Annotated in this window: 23 protein-coding genes; 7 read left to right on the forward strand and 16 right to left on the reverse strand. The window is 35.5% G+C overall.

The window, feature by feature from the left end; all coding sequences use genetic code 11:
* The first annotated feature begins 53 nt into the window (after positions 1-53).
* A complete protein-coding gene (gene gcvP, locus BOQ62_RS17210) occupies positions 54-2912 on the forward strand; it encodes an aminomethyl-transferring glycine dehydrogenase (protein ID WP_129041417.1) in 2859 nt (952 codons plus the stop codon).
* A 182-nt stretch (positions 2913-3094) separates the two neighbouring features.
* Here gcvP and BOQ62_RS17215 read toward each other — a convergent pair whose 3' ends face one another.
* The 3 genes from BOQ62_RS17215 to BOQ62_RS17225 all read right to left on the reverse strand — a co-directional run bounded on the left by BOQ62_RS17215 (position 3095) and on the right by BOQ62_RS17225 (position 5687).
* Positions 3095-3814, reverse strand: coding sequence for a hypothetical protein (locus BOQ62_RS17215; RefSeq protein WP_129041419.1), 720 nt, complete (start codon positions 3812-3814; stop codon positions 3095-3097).
* Between the two features lie 422 nt (positions 3815-4236).
* Positions 4237-4971 (reverse strand): YggS family pyridoxal phosphate-dependent enzyme, encoded by a 735-nt coding sequence (locus BOQ62_RS17220; RefSeq protein ID WP_129041421.1) that lies wholly within the window; start codon positions 4969-4971, stop codon positions 4237-4239.
* Positions 4968-5687, reverse strand: coding sequence for an AAA family ATPase (locus tag BOQ62_RS17225; RefSeq protein ID WP_129041423.1), 720 nt, complete (start codon positions 5685-5687; stop codon positions 4968-4970). Before BOQ62_RS17225 ends, BOQ62_RS17220 begins: the two co-directional genes overlap by 4 nt.
* Positions 5688-6873: 1186 nt before the next feature.
* On the opposite strand from BOQ62_RS17225, the gene BOQ62_RS17230 reads away from it, so the two are divergent.
* Entirely contained in the window at positions 6874-7209 is a 336-nt protein-coding gene (locus tag BOQ62_RS17230; RefSeq protein WP_129041424.1) for a DMT family transporter, read from the forward strand.
* Here the strand turns inward: BOQ62_RS17230 and BOQ62_RS17235 are convergent.
* From BOQ62_RS17235 to BOQ62_RS17245, 3 genes are all read right to left on the reverse strand, one after another.
* On the reverse strand, positions 7206-7862 hold the full coding sequence (locus BOQ62_RS17235) for a glycosyltransferase family 32 protein (protein ID WP_129041426.1): 657 nt from the start codon (positions 7860-7862) through the stop codon (positions 7206-7208). The two genes, BOQ62_RS17230 and BOQ62_RS17235, sit on opposite strands and share 4 nt — an antisense overlap.
* Before the next feature lie 241 nt (positions 7863-8103).
* Positions 8104-9075 (reverse strand): hypothetical protein, encoded by a 972-nt coding sequence (locus BOQ62_RS17240; RefSeq protein ID WP_129041428.1) that lies wholly within the window; start codon positions 9073-9075, stop codon positions 8104-8106.
* Between the two features lie 7 nt (positions 9076-9082).
* Positions 9083-9511: a hypothetical protein gene (locus BOQ62_RS17245; protein ID WP_129041430.1), complete on the reverse strand. Its 429-nt coding sequence runs from the start codon at positions 9509-9511 to the stop codon at positions 9083-9085.
* A 192-nt stretch (positions 9512-9703) separates the two neighbouring features.
* Here BOQ62_RS17245 and BOQ62_RS17250 point away from each other — a divergent pair, with 192 nt between their 5' ends.
* Complete coding sequence (locus BOQ62_RS17250; protein WP_129041432.1) at positions 9704-10780, forward strand: sensor histidine kinase; 1077 nt, start codon at positions 9704-9706, stop codon at positions 10778-10780.
* Positions 10780-11502, forward strand: coding sequence for a LytR/AlgR family response regulator transcription factor (locus tag BOQ62_RS17255; RefSeq protein WP_129041434.1), 723 nt, complete (start codon positions 10780-10782; stop codon positions 11500-11502). Before BOQ62_RS17250 ends, BOQ62_RS17255 begins: the two co-directional genes overlap by 1 nt.
* A gap of 148 nt (positions 11503-11650) precedes the next feature.
* On the opposite strand, the gene BOQ62_RS17260 is transcribed toward BOQ62_RS17255, so the two are convergent.
* Together BOQ62_RS17260 and BOQ62_RS17265 are read right to left on the reverse strand one after the other, a co-directional pair.
* The gene (locus BOQ62_RS17260; RefSeq protein ID WP_129041436.1) at positions 11651-12385 is read right to left on the reverse strand and encodes a DNA-formamidopyrimidine glycosylase family protein; all 735 of its coding nucleotides are present in this window, start codon (positions 12383-12385) and stop codon (positions 11651-11653) included.
* Positions 12386-12476: 91 nt separating this feature from the next.
* The gene (locus BOQ62_RS17265) at positions 12477-12953 is read right to left on the reverse strand and encodes a class I SAM-dependent methyltransferase (RefSeq protein WP_317127392.1); all 477 of its coding nucleotides are present in this window, start codon (positions 12951-12953) and stop codon (positions 12477-12479) included.
* A 349-nt stretch (positions 12954-13302) separates the two neighbouring features.
* On the opposite strand from BOQ62_RS17265, the gene BOQ62_RS17270 reads away from it, so the two are divergent.
* A complete protein-coding gene (locus BOQ62_RS17270; protein ID WP_129041540.1) occupies positions 13303-14658 on the forward strand; it encodes a deoxyguanosinetriphosphate triphosphohydrolase in 1356 nt (451 codons plus the stop codon).
* A gap of 7 nt (positions 14659-14665) precedes the next feature.
* On the opposite strand, the gene BOQ62_RS17275 is transcribed toward BOQ62_RS17270, so the two are convergent.
* The 7 genes from BOQ62_RS17275 to BOQ62_RS17300 form a co-directional block, all read right to left on the reverse strand.
* Positions 14666-15739, reverse strand: a complete 1074-nt coding sequence (locus BOQ62_RS17275; RefSeq protein ID WP_129041438.1) for an NAD(P)H-dependent flavin oxidoreductase — start codon at positions 15737-15739, stop codon at positions 14666-14668.
* A gap of 30 nt (positions 15740-15769) precedes the next feature.
* Positions 15770-16222, reverse strand: coding sequence for a nuclear transport factor 2 family protein (locus BOQ62_RS17280; protein WP_129041440.1), 453 nt, complete (start codon positions 16220-16222; stop codon positions 15770-15772).
* The gene (locus BOQ62_RS17285; RefSeq protein ID WP_129041442.1) at positions 16219-16953 is read right to left on the reverse strand and encodes an SDR family NAD(P)-dependent oxidoreductase; all 735 of its coding nucleotides are present in this window, start codon (positions 16951-16953) and stop codon (positions 16219-16221) included. The genes BOQ62_RS17280 and BOQ62_RS17285 overlap by 4 nt, the downstream gene beginning before the upstream one ends.
* Positions 16954-16960: 7 nt before the next feature.
* The gene (locus BOQ62_RS17290; protein WP_129041443.1) at positions 16961-17179 is read right to left on the reverse strand and encodes a tautomerase family protein; all 219 of its coding nucleotides are present in this window, start codon (positions 17177-17179) and stop codon (positions 16961-16963) included.
* Between the two features lie 39 nt (positions 17180-17218).
* On the reverse strand, positions 17219-17479 hold the full coding sequence (locus tag BOQ62_RS23485; RefSeq protein WP_228414284.1) for a YceI family protein: 261 nt from the start codon (positions 17477-17479) through the stop codon (positions 17219-17221).
* The gene (locus tag BOQ62_RS23490; RefSeq protein ID WP_228414261.1) at positions 17437-17751 is read right to left on the reverse strand and encodes a hypothetical protein; all 315 of its coding nucleotides are present in this window, start codon (positions 17749-17751) and stop codon (positions 17437-17439) included. The genes BOQ62_RS23485 and BOQ62_RS23490 overlap by 43 nt, the downstream gene beginning before the upstream one ends.
* A 97-nt stretch (positions 17752-17848) precedes the next feature.
* Positions 17849-18421: a Crp/Fnr family transcriptional regulator gene (locus tag BOQ62_RS17300; RefSeq protein ID WP_129041445.1), complete on the reverse strand. Its 573-nt coding sequence runs from the start codon at positions 18419-18421 to the stop codon at positions 17849-17851.
* A 197-nt stretch (positions 18422-18618) separates the two neighbouring features.
* Between BOQ62_RS17300 and BOQ62_RS17305 the strand changes: the two genes are divergently transcribed.
* Positions 18619-19557: an SPFH domain-containing protein gene (locus BOQ62_RS17305; protein ID WP_129041446.1), complete on the forward strand. Its 939-nt coding sequence runs from the start codon at positions 18619-18621 to the stop codon at positions 19555-19557.
* Positions 19558-19683: 126 nt separating this feature from the next.
* On the opposite strand, the gene BOQ62_RS23495 is transcribed toward BOQ62_RS17305, so the two are convergent.
* The gene (locus tag BOQ62_RS23495; RefSeq protein WP_228414263.1) at positions 19684-20298 is read right to left on the reverse strand and encodes a DUF4377 domain-containing protein; all 615 of its coding nucleotides are present in this window, start codon (positions 20296-20298) and stop codon (positions 19684-19686) included.
* 150 nt (positions 20299-20448) lie between these two features.
* On the opposite strand from BOQ62_RS23495, the gene BOQ62_RS17320 reads away from it, so the two are divergent.
* The gene (locus BOQ62_RS17320) at positions 20449-22470 is read left to right on the forward strand and encodes a hypothetical protein (RefSeq protein WP_129041450.1); all 2022 of its coding nucleotides are present in this window, start codon (positions 20449-20451) and stop codon (positions 22468-22470) included.
* Positions 22471-22512: the final 42 nt, after the last annotated feature.

Genomic DNA, 22512 nt, shown 5'->3' on the forward strand with positions numbered 1-22512 from the left:
AAAAAATCGTAATTTTACGAATCTTTTTTACAAACAAAATCTAATAAATAAAAATGAATACAGAACAGTTTGTGAGCCGTCACATTTCCCTTAATGAAGCCGATAAGCAGGCGATGTTGGAAAAACTTGGCGTTTCTAGTATCGAAGAGTTAATTTCTCAAACCATCCCATCTTCTATCCGTTTAGAGAAAGATCTTGAGATCTCGGAACCACTTTCTGAATACGAAATGTTGAACCATTCAAAAGAATTGGCATCAAAAAATACTGATTATACGAGTTATATTGGTTTTGGATACCATAATACGCTTTTGCCTTCAGCAATCCAAAGAAATATTTTTGAAAACCCTAGTTGGTATACTGCTTATACACCATATCAGGCAGAAATTGCACAGGGTAGACTTGAAGCTCTTCTTAACTTCCAGACTGTAGTATGTGATCTTACAGGTTTTGCGTTAGCCAATGCATCACTTTTGGATGAGTCTACTGCTGCAGCTGAAGCAATGCACATGTTCTTCAATAACAGAACAAAGGATCAGAAAAAAGCAGGAGCTAATAAATTCTTTATTTCAGACCTTGTACTTCCTCAAACAGTTTCTGTTTTAAAAACAAAAGCTGAAGGATTAGAAATTGAAATCATAGTAGGAGATCATAAAGCACACCAGTTTGATGGTTCTTATTATGGAGTTTTATTACAATATCCTGGTAAAAACGGAATCGTTCTGGATTATACTGAAGATATTGTAGAATACAAAAAACTTGATCTTCAGGTTGCCGTTGCTTGTGATCCGATGGCTTTGGTGAAGCTAAAGTCTCCAGCGGAAATGGGTGCTGACTGTGCGGTAGGTACTACCCAAAGGTTTGGTATTCCATTAGGGTATGGAGGTCCTCACGCAGCTTTCTTTGCTTGTAGAGAAGATTATAAAAGAGATATTCCGGGAAGAATCATCGGGGTTTCTCAGGATATGTACGGAAGACGTGCATTAAGAATGGCATTACAGACAAGAGAGCAGCACATCAAAAGAGAAAAAGCTACTTCAAACATCTGTACAGCTCAGGTTCTATTGGCAGTAATGGCGGGTATGTATGCCGTTTATCACGGTCCAAAAGGATTAAATTATATCGCAGATCAGATCCACTTTAAAGCAAACGCTTTGAAAAACGGTCTTAAGGCATTAGGTTATCAGGTAGTAGAAGAACCTATCTTCGATACGGTAAAGATGACTATGCCTGAAGAAGAGAAAGCAAGATTAGTAAGATTGATGCTTGATCACAGGCTAAACTTAAACTATTTCACAGAAGGCGTAGTAAGTATTGCGATCAACGAAAGCACAACATTAGAGAAATTAAATTATCTAATGGCTTCTTTTGCTCAGTTTAAAGACAAGCAGACTTTCAAATTAGAAATCAAAGAAGGGTACAGTATTCCAGAAGAAAACTTAAGAAAAGACGAAATTCTTACAGAGTCTGTATTCAACAAATACCATACGGAAACAGAATTGATGCGTTACATCAAGCGTCTTGAGAGAAAAGATTTATCATTGACTCATTCAATGATTTCTTTAGGATCTTGTACGATGAAACTGAACGCAGCAACTCAAATGTTACCGCTTTCATGGGAAAACTGGGGTGCAGTTCACCCATTTGTACCTGTTAATCAGGCTGAAGGATATCAGGAAATGATCCGTGAATTAGAGAAAGACTTGGCAGAAATTACAGGTTTTGCAGGAACTTCTCTTCAGCCAAACTCAGGAGCACAGGGAGAGTATGCAGGATTAATGGTGATCAGAGAATACCATATTTCAAGAGGAGACCACCACAGAAATGTAGTATTGATTCCTCAGTCTGCACACGGAACAAACCCGGCTTCTGCTGCAATGGCAGGAATGAAAATCGTAGTGGTGAAAAACCTTGAAAACGGGGAAATCGACTTCGAAGATCTTAAAGCTAAAACAGAACTTCATTCAGCAAACTTATCTGCTGTAATGATCACTTATCCTTCAACTTACGGATTCTTTGATGCTAATATCAAAGAAATTACCAACCTTATCCACGAACACGGAGGACAAGTATATATGGATGGGGCTAACATGAACGCTCAGGTAGGATTTACAAGTCCTGGAAACATCGGAGCTGACGTTTGTCACCTTAACCTTCACAAAACTTTCGCAATTCCTCACGGAGGAGGAGGTCCTGGAGTAGGTCCAATCTGTGTTGCTAAACACTTAGTCCCTTTCCTTCCTTCTAACGCGAATATCAGAATCGGATCTAAAGAAGCTATTGAAGGTATTTCTGCAGCACCTTACGGTTCAGGATTGATCCTAAACATTTCTTATTCTTATATTAAAATGTTAGGAACAGAAGGTCTTAAAAAGGCTACAGGACACGCTATCATGAATGCTAATTACCTGAAAGAAATTTTAGCAGAGCATTTCCCAATCTTATATTCAAACGAAAACGGAAGAGTAGCTCACGAATGTATCGTAGATTTCCGTCAGTTCAAATCTTTAGGAATTGAAGTGGCTGATGTGGCGAAGAGATTAATGGATTATGGTTTCCATGCTCCTACGGTTTCTTTCCCGGTTGCAGGTACATTGATGATTGAGCCTACAGAATCTGAAAGTAAGTCTGAAATTGATCGTTTTGCAGAAGCATTGATTTCTATCAAAAAAGAAATTGATGAAATTGCTAATGGAGAAGCAGATGCTGCAAACAACGTATTGAAAAACGCTCCTCACACAGAACAACTGGTAATCTCTGATTCTTGGGATAAACCATACAGCAGAGAAAAGGCAGCCTATCCGTTAGAGTGGGTAAGAGACCACAAATTCTTCGCTTCTGTATCAAGAGTAGATGAAGCATACGGAGATAGAAACTTAGTATGTACTTGTGAGCCTATTGAAGCTTATATGTAATTCTTAGTTTTTAGATATAAAAAATCCCTTTCAGTAATGAGAGGGATTTTTGTTTTATTCATAGTCATTGCGAGCAAAGCGAAGCAATCTCAAGCTGCGTAAAATCAATATTACACTACTAATCAAATGATTTGTATTTCTCTCTATAATCTCCTTTTGGCTTAAAATGTCCCGTTTTTTGATCATAAAAAAATATATTCTACAGGAATTTTTTTGTAAGGATTGTCAACAGAATAATTGATTTTCCTGCCATCTATTGTTGTATTATCATACCAGAATCCATCCGGTGTTCGCCCTTGGATCAATACGAGTTTTCCCGTGAAAGCAATGTCATTGAATCCATCATTATTATCATCTTTTATTTTTAATTGTAATTCATGAGGTTCATAAACTTTGTTGTCCTCATCAGTATCATAAGTTTTTACATTTCCATCATAGATATTTACTAAAGAGTCTGCCGTTATTTTGTAAATTTCATGACCTCCGTTTCCATGGCCTGTTACTAATGTCGCCAGTAAAAAAGGATTTTGTTTGGGGAAGATCTTTATAAATTCATATCGTTGAGCAAACAAAGTTTTAACCAGCTTTCCGTCGGAAGTTAGTATTATTTGGTTTTTCCAGGGATATCCTGAAGTGGGTCCCGTTTTCCAGTCATATTCAATAAAATAATAATCCTGATCAGAACCATTTATTTTTACCTTTTTGAATGCCGTTATTTTTTCACCTTCCTGTTGTTCCGGACTTTCATGAATAACAAGATCAAAGGTCTGCCTAAGATTTCTGATAAACAACGCTGAATCCTTAATTGCCGGATAATCTGAAACCTGCCCGAATTTTTTTTCATTCTTTTGGGTACAGCTAAGAGCCATGAAAGAAAGAATTGATAATAGAGGTGTTTTCATTGGATTATAAATAAGAATAAGACAATTTATTAGATTTTAATGAAATTTTCATCATTTATTTGAAATAAATAACAAAAAACCACCTCCCAAAAATTAAGAGGTGCCTTAGTATTTAAATTCTGGTTTGTTATCTTCTTTTAACGGTATAAGCCAGCAAAATTGCCAAGCCCATTGTAACGCAGGTAATAATTGAAATAGTTTCAATTGAAATTCCACTTTTTATCTGTGGGTTTTCTTTTTCACATGAAAAAAAGAATAATAATGTCATGAAGAGACATGCCGATAGTAATTTTTTATTCATAAATGCATTTATTTGGTTATGAAATGTTTACATCAAAAAGTATACCGGATTTATAGACTATGGAAAGTTTTATAATGAGCCTGTGAATTTGATTTTTATGTAGGATGCTTTGGCAGGCAATTTAAGCTTTTCCTTCATCCCAATAATAACTATCCGGATAGATTCTCGCTCCAAAAACAGCTGTCCCAACCCGTACAATCGTAGCGCCTTCTTCAATGGCTGTTTCCAGATCGCCACTCATGCCCATAGAAAGCTCTGTCATTGTTACGTTGGGAATATTTTCGTGGATAATGTCTTGCTGAAGGTTTTTCATGATTTTAAAGCATGCTCTTACTCTCTCGGTTTCGGCACTGAATAAACCAATCGTCATTAAGCCTTTTATCTTCAAAGTAGAGTAGTGGGAAACCTTTTTGATAAGTTCAATGGCTTCATTGGGATCAACTCCAAATTTACTTTCTTCATTGGAAGTATTCACCTGAATTAAAACATCTATCGTTTTATTTTCAGCTAAAAGCCTTTGATGAAGTTTCTCAGCCAGATCCAGTCGATCCAGAGACTGGATGCATGAAACATTATACTTTAGAATGTCTTTGATTTTGTTGGTTTGAAGATGGCCGATAAAATGATTTTCATGAGGAATCTTTATCAGATCTTCATATTTCTCCTTCAATTCCTGGACTTTGTTCTCAGCAATTAAGGTCTGTCCGTAGTCCAGTGCGATTTTGATTCGTTCTGCAGAAACGGTTTTTGTTGCCAGTAATAGCTTCACTTCATCAGTATTCCTTCCGGACTTTACACAGGCATTTTTTATCCTTTCTTGGATGATCGTGAGGTTGTGGAGAATATCTTCTTTCATGATGGAATGATTTCCTTAGCTTCCAGTTTGTTAATTAAAGCTGCCTTTACAGCCGTTAAAGCATAATCTTTAGCTTCGGCAAAAGAAATAGAATATTTTCTTTCAACTGTTCTCATCTCTTCAGGAAACTTTGCCAGCAATTGATCGTAAAACGTATCCAGAGTTTCGTCAGAAGGCATTTCGTAATTGATTTTCAACTGGAAACGTCTTAAAATGGCTGTATCAATAATCTCAGGATGATTGGTGGCGCAAAGCAAAAGTGCGTGTTCAGGATAATAATCAATCAGTTGAATCAGAGTATTAACCAGTCTTCTCATTTCGCCTACATCTTTATCATCACTTCCTCTTGCTTTTCCGATCTGATCCAATTCATCAAGAAAAAGGACAGATCTTTCACGTCCTGCTTTATCAAAGATCATTTTGATGTTTTGAGATGTTTCGCCGATTCGTGATGAAACAATATTGCTCAGATCCAGGATCATAATGTTTTTTCCTAAAGCGTTAGCAATAGCTTTTGCGGTCATTGTTTTTCCACATCCTGAACTTCCCTGGAGCAAAATCTTATTATTAACCGGAAGACCGTATTCCTGCAGTTCTTTGATGTAGTTATGTTCCTTGATAAGCTGTACAAGCTGATCCCTGTTGTTTGTATTGAGAAACACCTCGTTAAGGCTTACCTGTTCTTTATCCTGAATAATGAGGTTGTACAGATTCATAATGACGTTTAAAAGGATTATTGAATAAGCAAAGATAAAGCTTTATTGAATGCCGGAAGAAATCCTGAATGATAATAAACGCATGGTCCAACGTAAAACTAATTATAAATGATAAATGATGGATGATGGATGATGGATGATGGGAGAAAGTTGGTATTGATAATCTGTGAAAATCTGCGGGATCTGTGGTCAAAAAAACTCTGCCGGGAAAAAGTTCAATAAAAAAAGAAAAGCCAGACTTGCGACCGGCTTTTCTCATTTGGATATTAAAATTTGTTATGAAACTAAGATCTTTCTGCTTATGTTTTTGGGCCCTTTTACCCGATGGTAAAAGAGCAATCTGATCTCTCAGACTAAAAACATAAAACAATATAATTAGTATAGATATTCTATAGGCTTGTTTTATTTTAAAATTAGTTTCTTTCTCTTCTTACTGTTGCGAAATATGAAGTGATTACCACTAAACCTGTTAAGATACCGATATAAGTTACCATTTTGTATTATTTTTAATTATTTGACTTTTTTTATCAATCTTTCAATTGCAATATTACTACTTTCAAATCATGTGCCAAAGTAAATATTTATGATGTATGTCAGTGTATTACGGTGGTTTGTGTTCATTTGTTGGTGAAATTTTGTTTACATTAAATTAATGCATTATTGAAAATTTATTAATACTTTTATTGTTCTCTCTGTAAAATTTTATTAAAACGGTAACCGTTTCCTGACTTCTATATTGGACTTGATAAAACAAATAATAAATAATGCTTAGCATAATAGTGGTGTAAAGTGTATTTTGTGAACTTTAATTTTCGCCTGAAATGGATTTTTATGTTAAGAAAACTTATTTTTCATCCTGATTTTTCCCTCGGAATTTTTGTCACCTGTCACATTTCATGACATGGAGAAATATTGATTTTATGTCATGGCAGAAAATTAAGTTGATATACTGACTTGTTTTTTTACTCGTTTAAATAATCAATGTAATTGAAAATAAGATGCTTAAAGCAATTTAAGCACCTGCATATTGTAAAATTAAATTATTGAGGATAAAAAATCGGCTTTTTCAAAAAGTATCAGAAAGGATAGGAGTATCTGGATTCTTGAGAATAATGAGATGATCATATTCACTTCCTTTTTGGAAGTACCGATGTGCTTTCGTTACTTTTGTATAAAGAATAAATTTATGGGACGCAGTTACATTTTTCTTGCTTTGGCTATCCTATTTGAGATCATCGCTACCACTTTCCTCAAGAAATCTGAAGAATTCTCCAAACTATGGCCGTCTGTAGTAACCGTTATAGGATATGCCTGTGCATTTTATTTTCTGAGTCTTACGCTTCGCCAGATTCCGGTAGGCATTACCTACGCTATCTGGTCGGGAGTAGGCATTGTCTTTATAACGATGATTGGGGTAATAGCATTCAAACAGGTTCCTGATCTGTCTGCGATTATTGGTATTGTTCTGATTGTTCTTGGAGTGATTATTATTAATGTATTTTCAAAAATGGGAACGCATTAAAAAATAATCTCCTCATGCTTTTGCATCTGTTTCCAATGCTGAGATCTTGTTTTGTATAAGAAAAACTTTCCCAGTTTATATTTGAACTTTAAATAGCCGCGGAACTCAATGCCGCTAAATAATGTAAAGGGAATTGTCGGATTTTCCTCTAATGATTCTCTTATTCCATTACTGAATACGGTAGGACCTGTAGTAGCATGTATATTATGTGGATAACGGTGGGTGTTTATATTATCCATCATCAGCTCTAATGTTTTCTTAAGAAAAGGATGATTTTTATTGAATATAAGTGCCCATTGAACGTACAGATTTTCGTGTCTTTCTACACTGATCACAGCTTCATCATTATCCTTAATCAATTGTCTGAATGGTTTGGTAATACTACTGTCGATATCCAGATATACACCTCCTTTCTTATATAAAACAGCATATCTGAAAAAATCTGCTTTTGAAGCACCGATTCTCAGTTTACGATACGTTTCAATATATTGGGGCGGAAATTCTTCCGTGAGAAACTTTTCTATATCCTGATCATCATAAAAATAATACTTGTATTCCGGATTCTTTCTTTTCATATTCCAGATATGATAACGCGTAATCAGAGGAAGTTTTTTAGTGATAAAAGTCTGAAATATCTGTTTAGGTACTGCCATATTCAATTTTATTCTATTCTTAGAGGAAAATCCCGAAATCATTTTCATAAACCATTCGCATAAGTGGTAATAAGATTTTTCATGAATGAGAATACTCTTAATTTGTGTTTTCTGAAGTTTTGATTGTATTTTGGATGAATGGTTAAATCCCAATAGGTAGAAATTTTAATTTTTTTTTAATATTTTCTTTCAGATCCTGATAATGAGTTAGAAAACTTTAAAATTGAATGACCGAGTGATCTTATTTTATTTTTCGTCTTTCAAAAGGGTTATAGGAAATACCGACATTGAAATAAACTGAAGGTTTGTAAGTTCCTTTCCATATATAATCATTAAAGGATTCCTGCTTGTTAAATGCCCTGGAATTAATATTGGCTCTGAGCCCTGTTTTAAAAGTTCCGATGAAATTTCCCCCAAGATTGTGCTCATAGATTGCCCCTGAATTGAGAGCAACCTGCCGGAATTCATACGTATTATTATTTCGGTACGTATAAAAAGAAGTATTATCCATCTCCGTTCCTAAAGATAACCTTCCGTTTGCAGCAATATCTTTTCTTACCAATACTTTTTTCGGAAGCAGGATATCCAGTACCCATCCGTTATTGAACCTGTTTTCATACGTGAAGACAGGCAGCAGAGGAATTTGGGCACTTGGGTCAATAATACCAGCCAACCCGAGACTCATTTTTGTTTTTGGAGTTGCTTTTAAAATCAATGAAGCTGTAACCAATCCTCTGATGCGTTCAAAATGCTGATCACTTCCATCTGTAGAAATACTTGCAGAATATATGGCGGTCTTTTTAAATAATCTTGAAAAATAGCTAAGGTTGATGGCTTCCGAATGATAATGGAAGTTTTCTTCACTTTCAATTCCGGGGATGACAGAATTTTCATTTCCGATGGAAGTGTAGCGGTAGCTCAGAGCTGTACTCAAAAGCCAGCTTCTGTTCTTGATAAAGTAAATATTGGCATCCGCTTTCACTTGCTGAAAACTTTTCATCTTGTTATCCGGCAGCTCCTTTCCCTGAAGTTGTGAAGAGAAAGAAGATGGGGTAACGAATGTATATTCAAGATTGAAATTTCGTGATTGCGGAATTTTATCAGCAAAAAAAGCACGTACTTTCAACGGAATGCTGTCCTTTTTCTGAGCATAAATAATGTTTTTAAAAGGGAGGATTGCCAGTGGTACAAGCATTCTTCTCAATGTTTTCATGGGCAGTTTATTTTAAAGATTGAATTACAGATTGGAAAAAACTGAATGTGAAAATCTTGTCATAGAAGATATCCAGACTGTTTTCAATAATAGTATCCGTATAGCTGGAAGTATCCGCCACAAAAGTTTCTTCTACAAAAACAAACCAGAGTTCTGAAAGGCTGTATCTTCTTCTGAACTCCTCAGAAGCATTGCTGTCAGGTACCGCGGAATGCTTAAGATCACAAAACAGAATTCCTTTTTTATCTCCGCCCTGTTCCACAATATTAATAGGATGATGCAGGTAGCTGAGAATTTTCATTTTTGGATCAAAACATTCTACGAAATGATGTAAATCTATGAGCTGTATTACTTTTTCTTCCTGTTGAGATTCTGTCATAAAAAAACATTCTAGTGATATTTCCTGAGTCAGTTCGTGAAAAGCGGTTAATTCCATATGGGTTCATTTTACCGTACAAAGGAATAGAGAAAAGCAGCGCATGAATTTGTTTTTATACGAAACGGCTGGTATTTTATACAAAATCCGGGAAGCTGTTCATTGGTATAAAAAAATGCAGGTTTTGTATAATAAAATAGTTGTAATTTACGTTATTGTCTATTTTTGTTAACCCTTAAATGAGTCTATCACATGAAATACAGTCCGTGGAAATTTGAAGAAACCTTTGTAATGGATTTTTTGGTGGAAGCGAAGTATGGATTCCGAAGACATCTGCTGTTCCTGATTTTCTTTTTCTTCTTAATCTACAGTGCGAGGTTTTGGCATTGGTATGCAGGGATCTATCAGTATTATGTTTTATTCTTTGTTTATACGGTCCTGATTGCCATGGTTTACATTAATATATATGTATTGGTTCCACGGTTTTTCTTTAAAACAAAATATGTTACTTATCTCGCCTTGCTTGTTCTGATGGGAATCATGGGGCTCAATTTCATTGGATATAGTTTCAGACATCTTTTTGAAGATTTTAGGACACAATATATTCCCAAAGATAATGAGAGAGGAGGCATCTATGAAGGTGTGCTGATGTGTATTCCCATTATTCTGACCACAACAACCATAAAACTTCTGCAGAAATGGATTAGTGATAATAAAAGGATCAATGAGCTGAGCAATCTTACGATGAGTATGGAGCTTAATGAACTGAGAAATCAGATCAATCCACATTTTCTGTTTAATATGCTGAATAATGTAAAAGCGCTCATCAGAACAGATCCTGCCAAAGCTTCGGTGGTGATTGTAAAGCTTTCCGAGTTTCTCAGATATCAGCTTTATGAAAACAGTGAAGAAAAAACGTTACTGACTTCAGAAATTGATTTTCTGTCCAACTTTTTAAATCTTGAAAAGATAAGACGTGATAATTTCTCTTTTGATATTCATACAGAGGTTGATAAAAGAATCGTTAACAGTACTTTTATTCCACCCAATCTTTTTACCACTTTTGTAGAAAATGCTGTGAAACACAGTGTAGATCTCAGTGGAAAAGAATCTTATGTGAAAATAGAAATCAATATCGAGAATAAACAGCTTTATTTTGTGTGCGTGAATTCAAGGAGTGTGGATTATAGTGTTTCAGATAAAAAAAGCAGCGGACTCGGGCTGGCCAATATTACAAGAAGGCTTGAGCTTCTCTACAGTGATACATTTGATCTGAAGATAGAATCCGATGATAAAGAATATAGTGTAAATTTAAAAATTCCCGTTTGATGAATTGTATAATAATAGATGATGAACCTTTGGCAAGATCCGAAATGAGATCGCTGATCGCTGAAATTTCAAGTATGGGTATCCTTGGGGAATTTTCCAATGCACCTTCAGCTTTAGAGTTTCTTAAAGATAATGATGTGGACCTTATTTTCCTTGATATAGAAATGCCCATGGTGACAGGTCTTGAATTTGCAGAAATGCTTCCCAAAAAATCCCTGATTATTTTTACCACTGCCTATTCTCAATATGCATTGAAAAGCTATGAACTGGAAGCTGTTGATTATCTCCTGAAACCTATAGATCCCCAAAGACTGGAGAAAGCAATCGAAAAAGCAATACTTTACACCGAACTATTGTCTAAAGATACCGTGAAAAATACGGTAGAATCTAATACAGCAGACTTTTTATTCATCAAAGCAGAGCGAAGGTTTTATAAGATCAGCTTTTCAGATATTAAGTTTATAGAAGGGCTTAAAGACTATGTGGTGATTCACACAAAGCAGCAGAAGCTGATCACGGCAATGAATTTAAAAACCATTCATCAGAAGATATCTGGTGAAACCTTTATCAGAGTAAGTAAATCCTACGTTGTGAATATGAACTATATAGATTCATTTGATAATCATAATATATACATTGATGACTCAGAAATTCCTCTTGGAGAAGTATACAGATCCGAGTTTTTCACAAAATTTGCCGGAGGACTCTTGAATTCAGATTAGAATATAAGTAATAGGTAATGAGTAATGAGCAATAATAAATGCCATCCAAGCAATCAAAAAATCTGTGTCAATCTGTGCAATCAGTGGGAGAAAATATAATAATTCAATAGAAATGAGCTTTAGCCAAAACTTAGAAATAGCAGTTCATTTAATAAAGTTTCTGGTCTCTTTCACAAAAGAAACTTCTCCTTTTTCCTACACCCGTCTGTTTTTTAGTAAGCTTTTGTCCACATATAGGACACATAGATTTCGTATGAACCAGCCAGTGCTTTTTCAAAACAAATTCTCTTTTCCATTTTAGAAAATCAAAACTGTAATTTCTGGCTTCAGCAATGAGTTCCTTTCTCTTTTTGGGAGGAAGATTACCCAGTAAACTTTCAGGCTGAACGCCAATTCGGAAAAGAACTTCATTTTTAATAATATTTCCAACACCCGAAAAAATATCCTGATTCATCAATGCATCACAGACCATCATTTTCGGATTAGATTTTAATTTCTCTTCAGCTTTTTTAGGATTCCACTGATTACTCATGATATCAGCCTCCCAGTCAATTGCAGAAAGAAATTCAAGGTCCACAGTTTTTACAGAACAGGTGTAAAAATAGATGCTTCCGGTAGAAAAGAATAAAGCTAATCGTAAACTTTTATCCGGTTTAGTCTGCTCATTAATGCTGTAAGAACCAAACATTAATAAGTGGATACGAATGGCTGCTTTTTCAAAAACAAGGTAAGTCTGCTTTCCAAAAGTCCGGATTTCCAAAAGAGTTTGACCCATGAAGACCTCTTTTTCAAATTGGGCATTTCCGGAAATTTCTGTCACTTGCTGGCCAGCAAATGGCTGCAGGTTTTCTTTCATTAATATGATGGAGGGACCTTCAGGCATACGTTTATTTTGAGATAAATGATTCAAATAATATTCCATAATTGGATAAAATCTGATGTTCTATCCCAAAATAAACCTATTCACAATATATTCAGACCAGCTTTTGCCCCACAAAACGAATCACAGAACCCGTCCCATTGTGGAATAATCCTTCATTCAGTTCAATTTCTGTTTCTTCTAATTCAATAATGTCATAATCCGGAAAATCAGCTTTGATTTCTTCAATAGAGAATAACGATTCAATATCCTTTGGACCGCCTACTTTTTCGTTCTTTGTAATATATTCAAGATGGTTTTTACTGAAAGCTTCGAAAATAACAAAACCTCCTTTACGAAGATATTGATTCAGCATCTGATGAATTGATGATTTAATAGCCCCCGGAAAATGAGCATAAATAAGAGCAATCGCATCAAACTGTTCTTTCTGATAATGTAAAGTGGAAAGTTCTCCCACCTGATAATCAATAGTAGTTTGTTGTTGCTCAGCCAGCTGCAACGCTTTACTTCTTCCATTGGCACTGATATCGAAAGCAGAAACCTGCCATCCTTTGTGGCCGCAAAACAGCATTCCGACCTTCGCCTTCTGCAGGGAAAAGTATTTTTCCGGGAGTTAATTGTAATAATTGTTCTCTTAGATAATTGTTAGGTTCGGTTCCATACGCAAACTCTTCGCTGCTGTACCTTTCGTCCCACCTGTTGAGCCATGTGTTGTCTGTCATAGTTATAATTTAAAATTTGAAAGAAGAATCAAAAATATTCTTCAATTGTATTAGTTGTATCAAAAGTAGAATATTTACTCAAGTTTTCCGATCCCTAAAAAACGTTTACTATAATAGATTTTTTGAATGACAGATCTGTTTAATAAAAATCTAAATACTATTCCGTACAATTAAAATTTGGAGTAATTTTGAAAAATGATGAATTTAAACCAGATTTTCACCAATCAACGTACAGGAAACAATCCACAGACAAAGGCTTCACGAACTGATTTTCAAAGGGATTTCGACAGAATTATCTTCTCTTCTGCCTTCAGAAGACTGCAGAATAAGACGCAGGTTTTTCCTCTTCCCGGAAGTGTTTTTGTACACAACAGACTTACGCATTCTTTGGAGGTATCATCCGTAGGAAGAAGTTTAGGAAGCATTATCGGTGAATTTATTGCTGAAGATTTTAAAAATGAACTGACTGAAGATTCAAAGAATTTTTATCTCTATAATTTAGGAAATGTAATTGCTGCAGCGTGCTTATGTCATGATGTGGGAAATCCTGCATTTGGACATTCTGGTGAAGATGCCATTGCCAGCTATTTTGAAAGAAATGAAAAAGATCTGAAATCAAAGTTCAATGAAAAAGAGTGGGCGGATCTGGTGAATTTTGAAGGAAATGCAAACGCCATAAGAGTACTGGCACAGCAGCAACAAGGGAAAGATGCAGGAGGTATTCAGCTGACGTTTTCTACATTGGCAAGTATTGCAAAATACCCGTGCGAAGCGGTTGCAAAGAAAAAAGGAATCATTCACAGAAAGAAATTCGGGTTTTTCCAGAATGAAAAAGATATATTCCTGGAAATTGCCAAAGGAACCCAGCTTATTTCTGAAAGTGAAGAACCGCACATTTTCAAAAGACACCCTTTTGTATGGCTGGTAGAAGCGGCTGACGATATCTGCTACAACATCATAGATATGGAAGATGCCCACAGATTGGGTATTGTTTCCACTGCAGACTGTAAAAATCTGTTTTTCGAGCTGGTAAAATCTGAAACGGATGATGTTCAGAGAATCGAGACAAAGCTTAGTTCTATTTCCAATGAAAACGAACAGATTTCTTATTTGAGAGCAAAAGTAATTAATGCATTAATCAATAAGTCAATTGCGATGTACAAGCATAACTTTGAGACGATTCTTGAAGGAAATCTTGGCAACGGCTTACTTGATATTTATAAAAAAGAAAATAAAGCATTACAGGATATTGAAAGTTTCTCGGTAGAAAAAATTTACAATCATAAAGCTGTTGTTGAGATTGAAAATGCCGGGTATAATGTAATGTATGAATTGCTGGATCATTTTATTCCTTCCATCCTAAAGCCTGATGATCAAAGAAAATCCTATGATGTAAAAGCTTTGAAATTAATTCCAAAGCAATTTATTTACAATGACGGAACTGATTATCAGAAAGTGCTGGGAGTCATTGACTTCGTTTCAGGAATGACCGATAATTACGCTACCGATTTATATAGAAAAATTAAAGGAATAGACATCGGAATGACCGTGTAGATTCTATTTATTGTAATAATTCAGAAGCCTCTTCTATTAATGATTTCATTAAAGTGGAGGCTTTTTTATGCTTTAAAAGCGGAGCAATCTGACCGGACCAGAAGAATACCAGATCATTCTTTTGCTGTTCCAAAGCAGCTTTTCTCAATGCTCCCATAAAATGAGTCTGCAAAGGAAAAGGCAATGTTTTGTCCGTTGCAGTCAATACATCTCTTGTGATTTTTGTTGTAATTCCACGTCCTAATCTTCCGGTATACGTTCTGGAAAGCGTGGTGGATTTAGCTGCATCAGAAAACAAAAACTCTTTGTGTATCGGTAAAGCTCCGGATTCTTCAGTCGCCAGAAATGCTGTTCCGATCTGTACAGCATCAGCTCCCAGTGTGAAGGCACCGGCAATTCCACGACCGTTGGCAATACCTCCGGCAGCCACTACAGGGATTTTTACACGGTCTTTAATTAATTGGATCAAAGCAAAAGTTCCCGTAGTAGAAAGTTCTGCCTGATCCAGAAACGAAGGTCTGTGTCCCCCGCTTTCAAAACCGGAAGCAACTATAACATCCACGCCTGTGTTTTCTAGAGAAATCGCTTCATCAAGCGTTGTCGCATTTCCCAACACAATAGTTCCGTTACGCTGAAGATCTTCAATGATATTTTCATCCAATAGTCCAAACATGAAGCTGAAAACTTTAGGTTTTATATCAAAAACAACATCCAGCTGGTTTTGAAATCTTGATTCAAAAGAGGGTGGTGGTGCAGGAATATCCGTTTGCAAAAGATCAAAATAAGGTTGGAAAGTCTCAACCGCCTTTTGATATTGCTCTTTTGTATGTTCTTCGTCAATGATATCGTGATCACTTACCCAGAGATTAAGATTGTAAGGTTTGTCCGTTTTGGATTGTATCGCTTTGTGAGTGTCATAGATTTCCTGCGGTGATAATGTATACGCTCCGAAACCTCCCAACCCGCCAAGGTTACTCACGGTTGTTGTCAGTTCAACAGTAGAAAGACCTCCGCCAAAAGGACCTTGCAGAATAGGATATTCAATTCCTAATAATTCCGTAATTCTATTTTTATTCCACATGATGGTACTGGTTTTTATTAAAAATCTGAATTAAGGTTGTACATGGGTCAACGTCTTGTTAACGATCATCCATTTCCCATCGATATAATTGAAAGTTATGAAATTATAATAATTAAAATCATACATTTTGACGTTTAATTTCGCAACAGCAATCGAATTAATGATGTCAATTGAAATAATTTCAGCTTTAAATTCCTTTCCTGATTTTTCCGGACTTACACGGTTTCCAACCCCTTCAATATATTGCTTTGCAGTTTTGAAATAGGGAACTCCATTGACGTCTCCGAAAAGTAAAGCGTCTTTATAAAAAATTTTGGTAAGAAGTTCTGTATCTCCTTCATAGATTCCTTTGAAATAATAATTCTCTATGACATTTCTTATTTTAGTTTCTGAGGTCTGATTGGTTTTCATATCCTTTAGATTTTGTGCATGGCCGCTCAACGGAAAGCTGAGCAGCCATGCTATAATTAATGATAGTTTCATGATAAATGGTGTCCCGCACCCATACCTCCGTCAACATTGATGATGGCTCCGGAAATTAATTTATTCTTGGCAATCGCATGAATCATCTGCGCAACTTCTTCCGGCTCTCCAATACGCTTGATCAGGTGAAGTCCTACATTATTATCAAGGTCTGCACCATGCATCGGAGTTCTGATTAGTCCCGGAGCAACGGTATTCACTCTGATATTATCTTTTCCAAACTCTGCAGCAAGCTGTAAAGTCAGTGCATGAATTGCTCCTTTGCTGGAAATCGGTGCAGTAGAAGGAGATTCTGCAATCGCATGATATACCAATGGCGTTCCTACATTGATTACCACACCGTCTTTTTGTTTGATCATCTGAGGAATAACAGCCTGTGTAGTAAAGAATGTTCCTTTTAAATTGGTGGTTAAAAAACGGTCCAGATAGTCTTCAGTAACGTCCAGAAATGCTTTGTTCTCATAGATTCCTGCATTATTGATAAGGACATCAACAGTTCCAAATCTTTCTAAAGCTGTTTTTACCAGTCCTTCTCCTGTTGCTTTGTCAGAAACATTTCCGGCAACCATTGCCAGATGTTCTCCGGCTCCTAATTCATGATACACTTCTTCAAGTTTGGATACTGTTTGTGAATTAATGATCACATTATCGCCTCTGTCTAAGAAATAACGGGCTGTTTCCAATCCTATTCCTGAAGATGCTCCTGTTATTATTACGGTTTGTTTTTTCATAACTGATTTATTTTTTTTCTGTTGAAAATCCTTGTTCTTTTAACACTGAAACCTGTTCTCCGGCATATCCCCAGTTATCATCTTCAATTTCGTTGATGACAATATGCGTTAAATGAGGATCTTTATTCAAAACTGAGGTAATAGCTTCACTTATTTTTTTGATTAATTGTTGTTTCGTTTCGCGGTTAAGATCTTCGCGAAGCACATCTACTTTGATGAATGGCATGATGGTAAATTTTTAAGATTAATTGATATTTGAATGATATTAATAAGCCTCTGAAACAAGATGGATATTAAGATCAAAATTGTTGTAGATCAGCGTGTCACCAAGATTGGTAAAGAAATTAGAAGATCTGAATCTGATATTGAATTTCGTTCTGTCAACTACGATTTTAGTATCTAAAACAGCAGCGTTTTCTGTTTTTACAATGTGAAAACTTGTATCGATAGGATGGGTAATCCCCTTTATAGTAAGATCTCCTTTTACATAATAAAGATTTTCATCACCCGGTTCGACATGTGTGATTTCGAAATAAGCTTCAGGAAACTGTTCAGAATTAAAAAATCATCAGAAGCCAGATGATTGGCAAATTGAGTATTTGTTTCTGTGTCCTCAATATCAAGGATTCTAATACTACGGGTATCAATGATAAATTTTCCGGATACAGGTTTTCCTTCTCCGAAGGTAAAGTTTCCTTCTTTTACACCAATTGTACCGTTATGAGCTCCGGTTACTTTTCTTCCGATCCATTCGATGGTGCTATTTTCTTTATTGACTTTAAAATTTTTTGTGTCCATTTTTATTAGGTTTAAATATTGACACAAAGTTCAGCCGATCGAAAGAAAAAGTTACGTGATGTACCTCACAAAATAGAAGAGGTTTTAAAGAGGCAGATTATTGATGAAGTCTGCTCAACGTTTCTCTGGTGACTCCCAGATAAGATGCGATCAGATGTTTGGGAACCAGATTGTAGAGTTGGGGATACATGGATAGAAGTTCTTCATAGCGGAATTTAGCATCATTATTCATGAAAGAAAGCAGTCGTTTCTGGGCTGCTACATAGCCTTTGTTGGTTCTCCATCTGAAAAAATGTTCCACTTCATGAATTTCATTACAGATCTTTTCTCTGTCTTCATTGGAAATAGACAAGATTGTGGCGTTTGTAATACAGTCTACATTAATGGTAGCTCTTGTTTTGCTGTAAAGCGCATCGAAATCTGTCACCCACCAGGTAGGCATGGCGAACTGGAGAATAAGCATTTTCATGTTGTCGTTAAGATAAAAAGCTTTTAGACAACCCTCAATAACAAAATATTCATGGTTCACAAAATCACCTTCCGAGATCAGGCTTTGCCCTTTCTTTAAACTGATCAGATTAAAATGTCCAAAAACGTAATCCAGCTGCTCCTCCGTAAGGGAAGTGAATTTTGAGATATGATCTTTTAATATTTCTTTAGAATCGGTCATGATGTGTAATGAATATTCAAAAGTAAGAGTTTTTAAGAATAATTTTAATTTTAAAAAATAATTTAGCCGTTTCAGCATTGATTTTCTGTGGATTATATTTCCGGTTTTACATTTATTTTCTTATATTTAAGCAAACACGAACAATAATGTTTTTAACAAAACAGGATTTGTGACGACATATTAAAAAAATTAAAACTATGGGTATATATTTAGCGCCCGTTATTTTCTTCGGGCTTATCATTTTATTTGCTTCGTTTTTTGTGGTTAAGCAGGAAACAGCGGCTATTATTGAACGCTTTGGAAAGTTTCGGGCTGTAAAACATTCCGGTCTTCATCTTAAACTGCCAATCATAGATCAGATTGCAAAAAGACTGAATTTAAGAATTCAGCAGCTGGATGTAATGATTGACACCAAAACATTAGACAACGTTTTTATCAAAATGAAAATCTCTGTTCAGTATCAGGTAATCAGAAGTCAGGTTGGAGATGCTTATTATCGTTTGGAAAATCCTGAAAATCAAATTACTTCATTTGTTTTTGATGTGGTAAGAGCTGAGGTGCCAAAGCTGAAACTGGATGATGTTTTTGTAAGAAAAGATGATGTAGCAATTGCTGTGAAGAGTGAACTTCAGGAAGCTATGAACAGTTATGGATATGACATTATCAAAGCTTTGGTAACAGATATTGATCCGGATGAGCAGGTAAAACATGCCATGAACAGAATCAATGCTGCAGAAAGAGAAAAAACAGCTGCAGAATATGAATCCGAAGCACAGAGAATTCGTATTGTAGCTGTTGCAAAAGCAGAAGCAGAATCTAAAAAATTGCAAGGGCAGGGGATTGCTGATCAAAGAAGAGAAATTGCTAAAGGACTTGAAGAGTCTGTAAGAATGTTGAATAACGTAGATATCAATTCTCACGAAGCATCAGCACTTATTGTAGTGACCCAGCATTATGATACTTTACATTCGGTAGGAGCGAGCAGCAGAAGTAATCTTGTACTTCTTCCCAATTCACCTACTGCCGCAAGCGGAATGCTGAATGATCTTGTAGTGGCTATGACAACTGCAAATACCTTAGGAGAGGCTAGTAAAGGGAAATATCCTGATCCTCCTAAAAAAGAAAGCGGGTATTAAGATAGAAAGGAAAATGAATATATAATGATTAACTTTTCCGGATTGACTAAAAGTAACTTATGACTTCATTCTTCCAACTTCCAACATAAAAAAAGTTCCTGAAATTTTCAGGAACTTTTTTATTAATTATTTCTTCGTTTTAGAAACCTGTTCGATCAGCGTGTATTTGATTGAAGAAGCATCAGCTGGTGGATTAGCGATTTTTTCTGTTTTTACTTTTAAAACATATTCGTAACCTGGCTCATAAGTAAAACCTTCAATTTTGCTGTAGAAATTCGTCCAGTCTGCAGCAGCACTTTCTTTTACCTGCATGCATTGCATACGGCCGGCTCCGGCAGAACACTCTACGGTTTGAGGTCCTATGATAATGGTTTTTTCATTGGCTGCCAGTTCTTTCTTTTTTGTCTTAGAAACCTGTTTTACTAAGGTGTATTTTATGGAAGATGCATCAGCTGGTGGATTGGCAATTTTTTCCGTTTTTACCTTTAAAACATATTCATACCCCGGTTCATAAGTAAATCCTTCGATATTGCTGTAGAAATTCGTCCAGTTTCCGGAAACGTTTTCTTTTACCTGCAGACATTTCATAGGAGCTACACCTGTACAATCTGCTGTTTGTGGTCCTACGATGAATGTTTTTTCATCACCTGCAGATGCATTGGCTGTGGTTGTACATTGCGTCATTGCGAATAATGCTAATGCGGGAGCTGCCCCTTTTAGAATTGTTGCTATACTTTTCATAAAACTTGATTTTTTCCCCATACCTCGCAATTACCATGCCGAAATTAGTTAGATGAATTTGTAGTACTTCTGCTATTGCTTTTTATTTTTTTAATCATTTAATTTGAATTTCTTAAAAACTAAACACAAAATATAATTCTTACAATAAATATGGAAAATCAAATGCAAGTTGAAAATTACAGGATTCAAAAACCTGAAATGTGGGCAGGAAATATCGGGGACGAAGAAATAAAAAGCCTGATCAAAGACTCCGAATTCGCCAAAAGACAAATTGATGAAGGCCGCGATTACTGCTACTTTTTAGATAAAAAATACTATACAAGCAATACGGAAAACAGCGAATATGTATGCATGGCATATACGCTGAACGAACCCGGAAATCTGGAAAGAGCTTCTGTTTCTGATGTCATTGTAGAGGAAAATGAAGTCTATCAGATTCACAGAATCAGTGTATTGAGAGATGGAGTACTGATTGATAAGATTCCGGATACGAAAATAAAAGTCCTTGACAGTGAAAACCAGAGCAGTGGAGGAGTTTTGAGCAGTAATAAGAAAATCAATATTACAATTAAAGATCTTAGACTGTATGATGTTCTGATTCTGGAAGATTCAAGAATCAAAGAATTTACAGACCGGGATTTTTTAAGAAAGGAATTCTCAAAATACGTTTGGGTAAGTCCGGATAATTACTGGGCTTACGGTAGTTTTAAATTTACTTTTATCAACGAACGGGAGCAGACTATTGCTTACAAAAAAACATTTTTCAGAGATGAACAGGGCAGTGTTCTTGAGCCCGAAATCAATCACCTTAAAAAAGGAGAAAGGTTTGTTATTGAAGAACAAAATTATATCAATCCCGTAGATTCCGGACGTGAAATTTTCCCTTATATAGATTTTGCTACAGAAAGTAACTGGATAGACCTTTCTAATTATATTGTACCTCTCTATGATGAGATTTTCAATAAATCTTCTTTACAGGATTTCGCTCCGAATCTGATTGAAAAACTGGATGCTATTGCTGATCTGGATGAAAAGCTCCAGTTTGCAATAGAATATGTTCAGAATCATGTCTATTATATCTTTAACGCTGATGAAATGAATGGACATAAGCCACAGGAACCCTCTGTAACGTATGAAAACAAGCAGGGAGACTGTAAGGCAAAATCAGTTTTGTTAAAAGTAATCCTTGATTATATAGGGGTAGATGCTTCTGTAGTACTCGTGAATTTTAACACAGATTATTATATTAAATATTATTTGCCATCATTATTGAACTTCAATCATGTGGTGGTGAAAGTAAACTATAAAGGCGAAGAATATTTCATAGATGCTACCATCCGTGATGAATTCGGACTGATCGAAAACAGAGGGTTTATCTATTTTATGCATTATCTGGAAGTGAAAAAAGATCAGGTGCTTCAGGTAAGAAAATCTTATAAATATCCTTATTTCTGTATTGATGAAAAAGTAGATCTGAACGCACAAGGCAATACCGGAAAACTTACTTTGTCAACTACTTACAAAGGAAACAGAGCCAATGCCATGAGAAGGTATTTTAAAAGTACCAATAAAAGAGAAATCATAGACAGCTGGAATGGCTTCCTTTTTTATGCCCTTAATTATTCAGGGGACAGGAATGGCACAGATGTCCGAAATGTATTCAAAGATGCTGCAATTGATGTGATAAGTGATGATAAAAGATTAAATGAAGTAAAGATCCGCTATACTGCTATTGTTGAGAATCCTTATTTTGTAGATCCACAGAAAAATCGTTTTCTGATGTACTTTGACCGAAATGTGATAAAGGCAGGTGCAAGAGATTTCATTCATAAAGATTTACCGTTCTGGCATAATTTCGACAGTGAGAAATATGAAATCAACCTGAATACAGATCAGAAAATTGATACTGAAGAAAAATATACCATTCAGGAAAGTACAATAGCTAATCCATATTTTGACTATAAAAGCCGTAAAAAAATAAACAAAAACGGAGCAAGTGTATCTATAGAATACAATCCTTTGGTTAATCTTGAAATTCCGCAAAGTGAGTTTGAAAATTTCAGGACAGATCATCATACTGTTGCTGACAGTAATTTTGGACTTGGGATTGATATTATTGAACCTGGACTGATGAATATGCTTAAATTCAGTTTTAAGAAAAAGTTTAAATAGAATCTGGGTTTTAAATTCAAAGTTTAAAATTTAAGGTTTAGG

Source organism: Chryseobacterium sp. CH21, from assembly GCF_004119445.1.
Taxonomy (GTDB): domain Bacteria; phylum Bacteroidota; class Bacteroidia; order Flavobacteriales; family Weeksellaceae; genus Chryseobacterium.

What these genes read in the sequence shown, in the direction of transcription:
- gcvP (WP_129041417.1), top strand. Translation starts at nt 54, where the DNA reads ATGAATACAGAACAGTTTGTGAGCCGTCACATTTCCCTTAATGAAGCC.
- BOQ62_RS17215 (WP_129041419.1), bottom strand. Translation starts at nt 3,814, where the DNA reads ATGAAAACACCTCTATTATCAATTCTTTCTTTCATGGCTCTTAGCTGT.
- BOQ62_RS17220 (WP_129041421.1), bottom strand. Translation starts at nt 4,971, where the DNA reads ATGAAAGAAGATATTCTCCACAACCTCACGATCATCCAAGAAAGGATA.
- BOQ62_RS17225 (WP_129041423.1), bottom strand. Translation starts at nt 5,687, where the DNA reads ATGAATCTGTACAACCTCATTATTCAGGATAAAGAACAGGTAAGCCTT.
- BOQ62_RS17230 (WP_129041424.1), top strand. Translation starts at nt 6,874, where the DNA reads ATGGGACGCAGTTACATTTTTCTTGCTTTGGCTATCCTATTTGAGATC.
- BOQ62_RS17235 (WP_129041426.1), bottom strand. Translation starts at nt 7,862, where the DNA reads ATGGCAGTACCTAAACAGATATTTCAGACTTTTATCACTAAAAAACTT.
- BOQ62_RS17240 (WP_129041428.1), bottom strand. Translation starts at nt 9,075, where the DNA reads ATGAAAACATTGAGAAGAATGCTTGTACCACTGGCAATCCTCCCTTTT.
- BOQ62_RS17245 (WP_129041430.1), bottom strand. Translation starts at nt 9,511, where the DNA reads ATGGAATTAACCGCTTTTCACGAACTGACTCAGGAAATATCACTAGAA.
- BOQ62_RS17250 (WP_129041432.1), top strand. Translation starts at nt 9,704, where the DNA reads ATGAAATACAGTCCGTGGAAATTTGAAGAAACCTTTGTAATGGATTTT.
- BOQ62_RS17255 (WP_129041434.1), top strand. Translation starts at nt 10,780, where the DNA reads ATGAATTGTATAATAATAGATGATGAACCTTTGGCAAGATCCGAAATG.
- BOQ62_RS17260 (WP_129041436.1), bottom strand. Translation starts at nt 12,385, where the DNA reads ATGCCTGAAGGTCCCTCCATCATATTAATGAAAGAAAACCTGCAGCCA.
- BOQ62_RS17265 (WP_317127392.1), bottom strand. Translation starts at nt 12,953, where the DNA reads ATGCTGTTTTGCGGCCACAAAGGATGGCAGGTTTCTGCTTTCGATATC.
- BOQ62_RS17270 (WP_129041540.1), top strand. Translation starts at nt 13,303, where the DNA reads ATGAATTTAAACCAGATTTTCACCAATCAACGTACAGGAAACAATCCA.
- BOQ62_RS17275 (WP_129041438.1), bottom strand. Translation starts at nt 15,739, where the DNA reads ATGTGGAATAAAAATAGAATTACGGAATTATTAGGAATTGAATATCCT.
- BOQ62_RS17280 (WP_129041440.1), bottom strand. Translation starts at nt 16,222, where the DNA reads ATGAAACTATCATTAATTATAGCATGGCTGCTCAGCTTTCCGTTGAGC.
- BOQ62_RS17285 (WP_129041442.1), bottom strand. Translation starts at nt 16,953, where the DNA reads ATGAAAAAACAAACCGTAATAATAACAGGAGCATCTTCAGGAATAGGA.
- BOQ62_RS17290 (WP_129041443.1), bottom strand. Translation starts at nt 17,179, where the DNA reads ATGCCATTCATCAAAGTAGATGTGCTTCGCGAAGATCTTAACCGCGAA.
- BOQ62_RS23490 (WP_228414261.1), bottom strand. Translation starts at nt 17,751, where the DNA reads ATGGACACAAAAAATTTTAAAGTCAATAAAGAAAATAGCACCATCGAA.
- BOQ62_RS17300 (WP_129041445.1), bottom strand. Translation starts at nt 18,421, where the DNA reads ATGACCGATTCTAAAGAAATATTAAAAGATCATATCTCAAAATTCACT.
- BOQ62_RS17305 (WP_129041446.1), top strand. Translation starts at nt 18,619, where the DNA reads ATGGGTATATATTTAGCGCCCGTTATTTTCTTCGGGCTTATCATTTTA.
- BOQ62_RS23495 (WP_228414263.1), bottom strand. Translation starts at nt 20,298, where the DNA reads ATGAAAAGTATAGCAACAATTCTAAAAGGGGCAGCTCCCGCATTAGCA.
- BOQ62_RS17320 (WP_129041450.1), top strand. Translation starts at nt 20,449, where the DNA reads ATGGAAAATCAAATGCAAGTTGAAAATTACAGGATTCAAAAACCTGAA.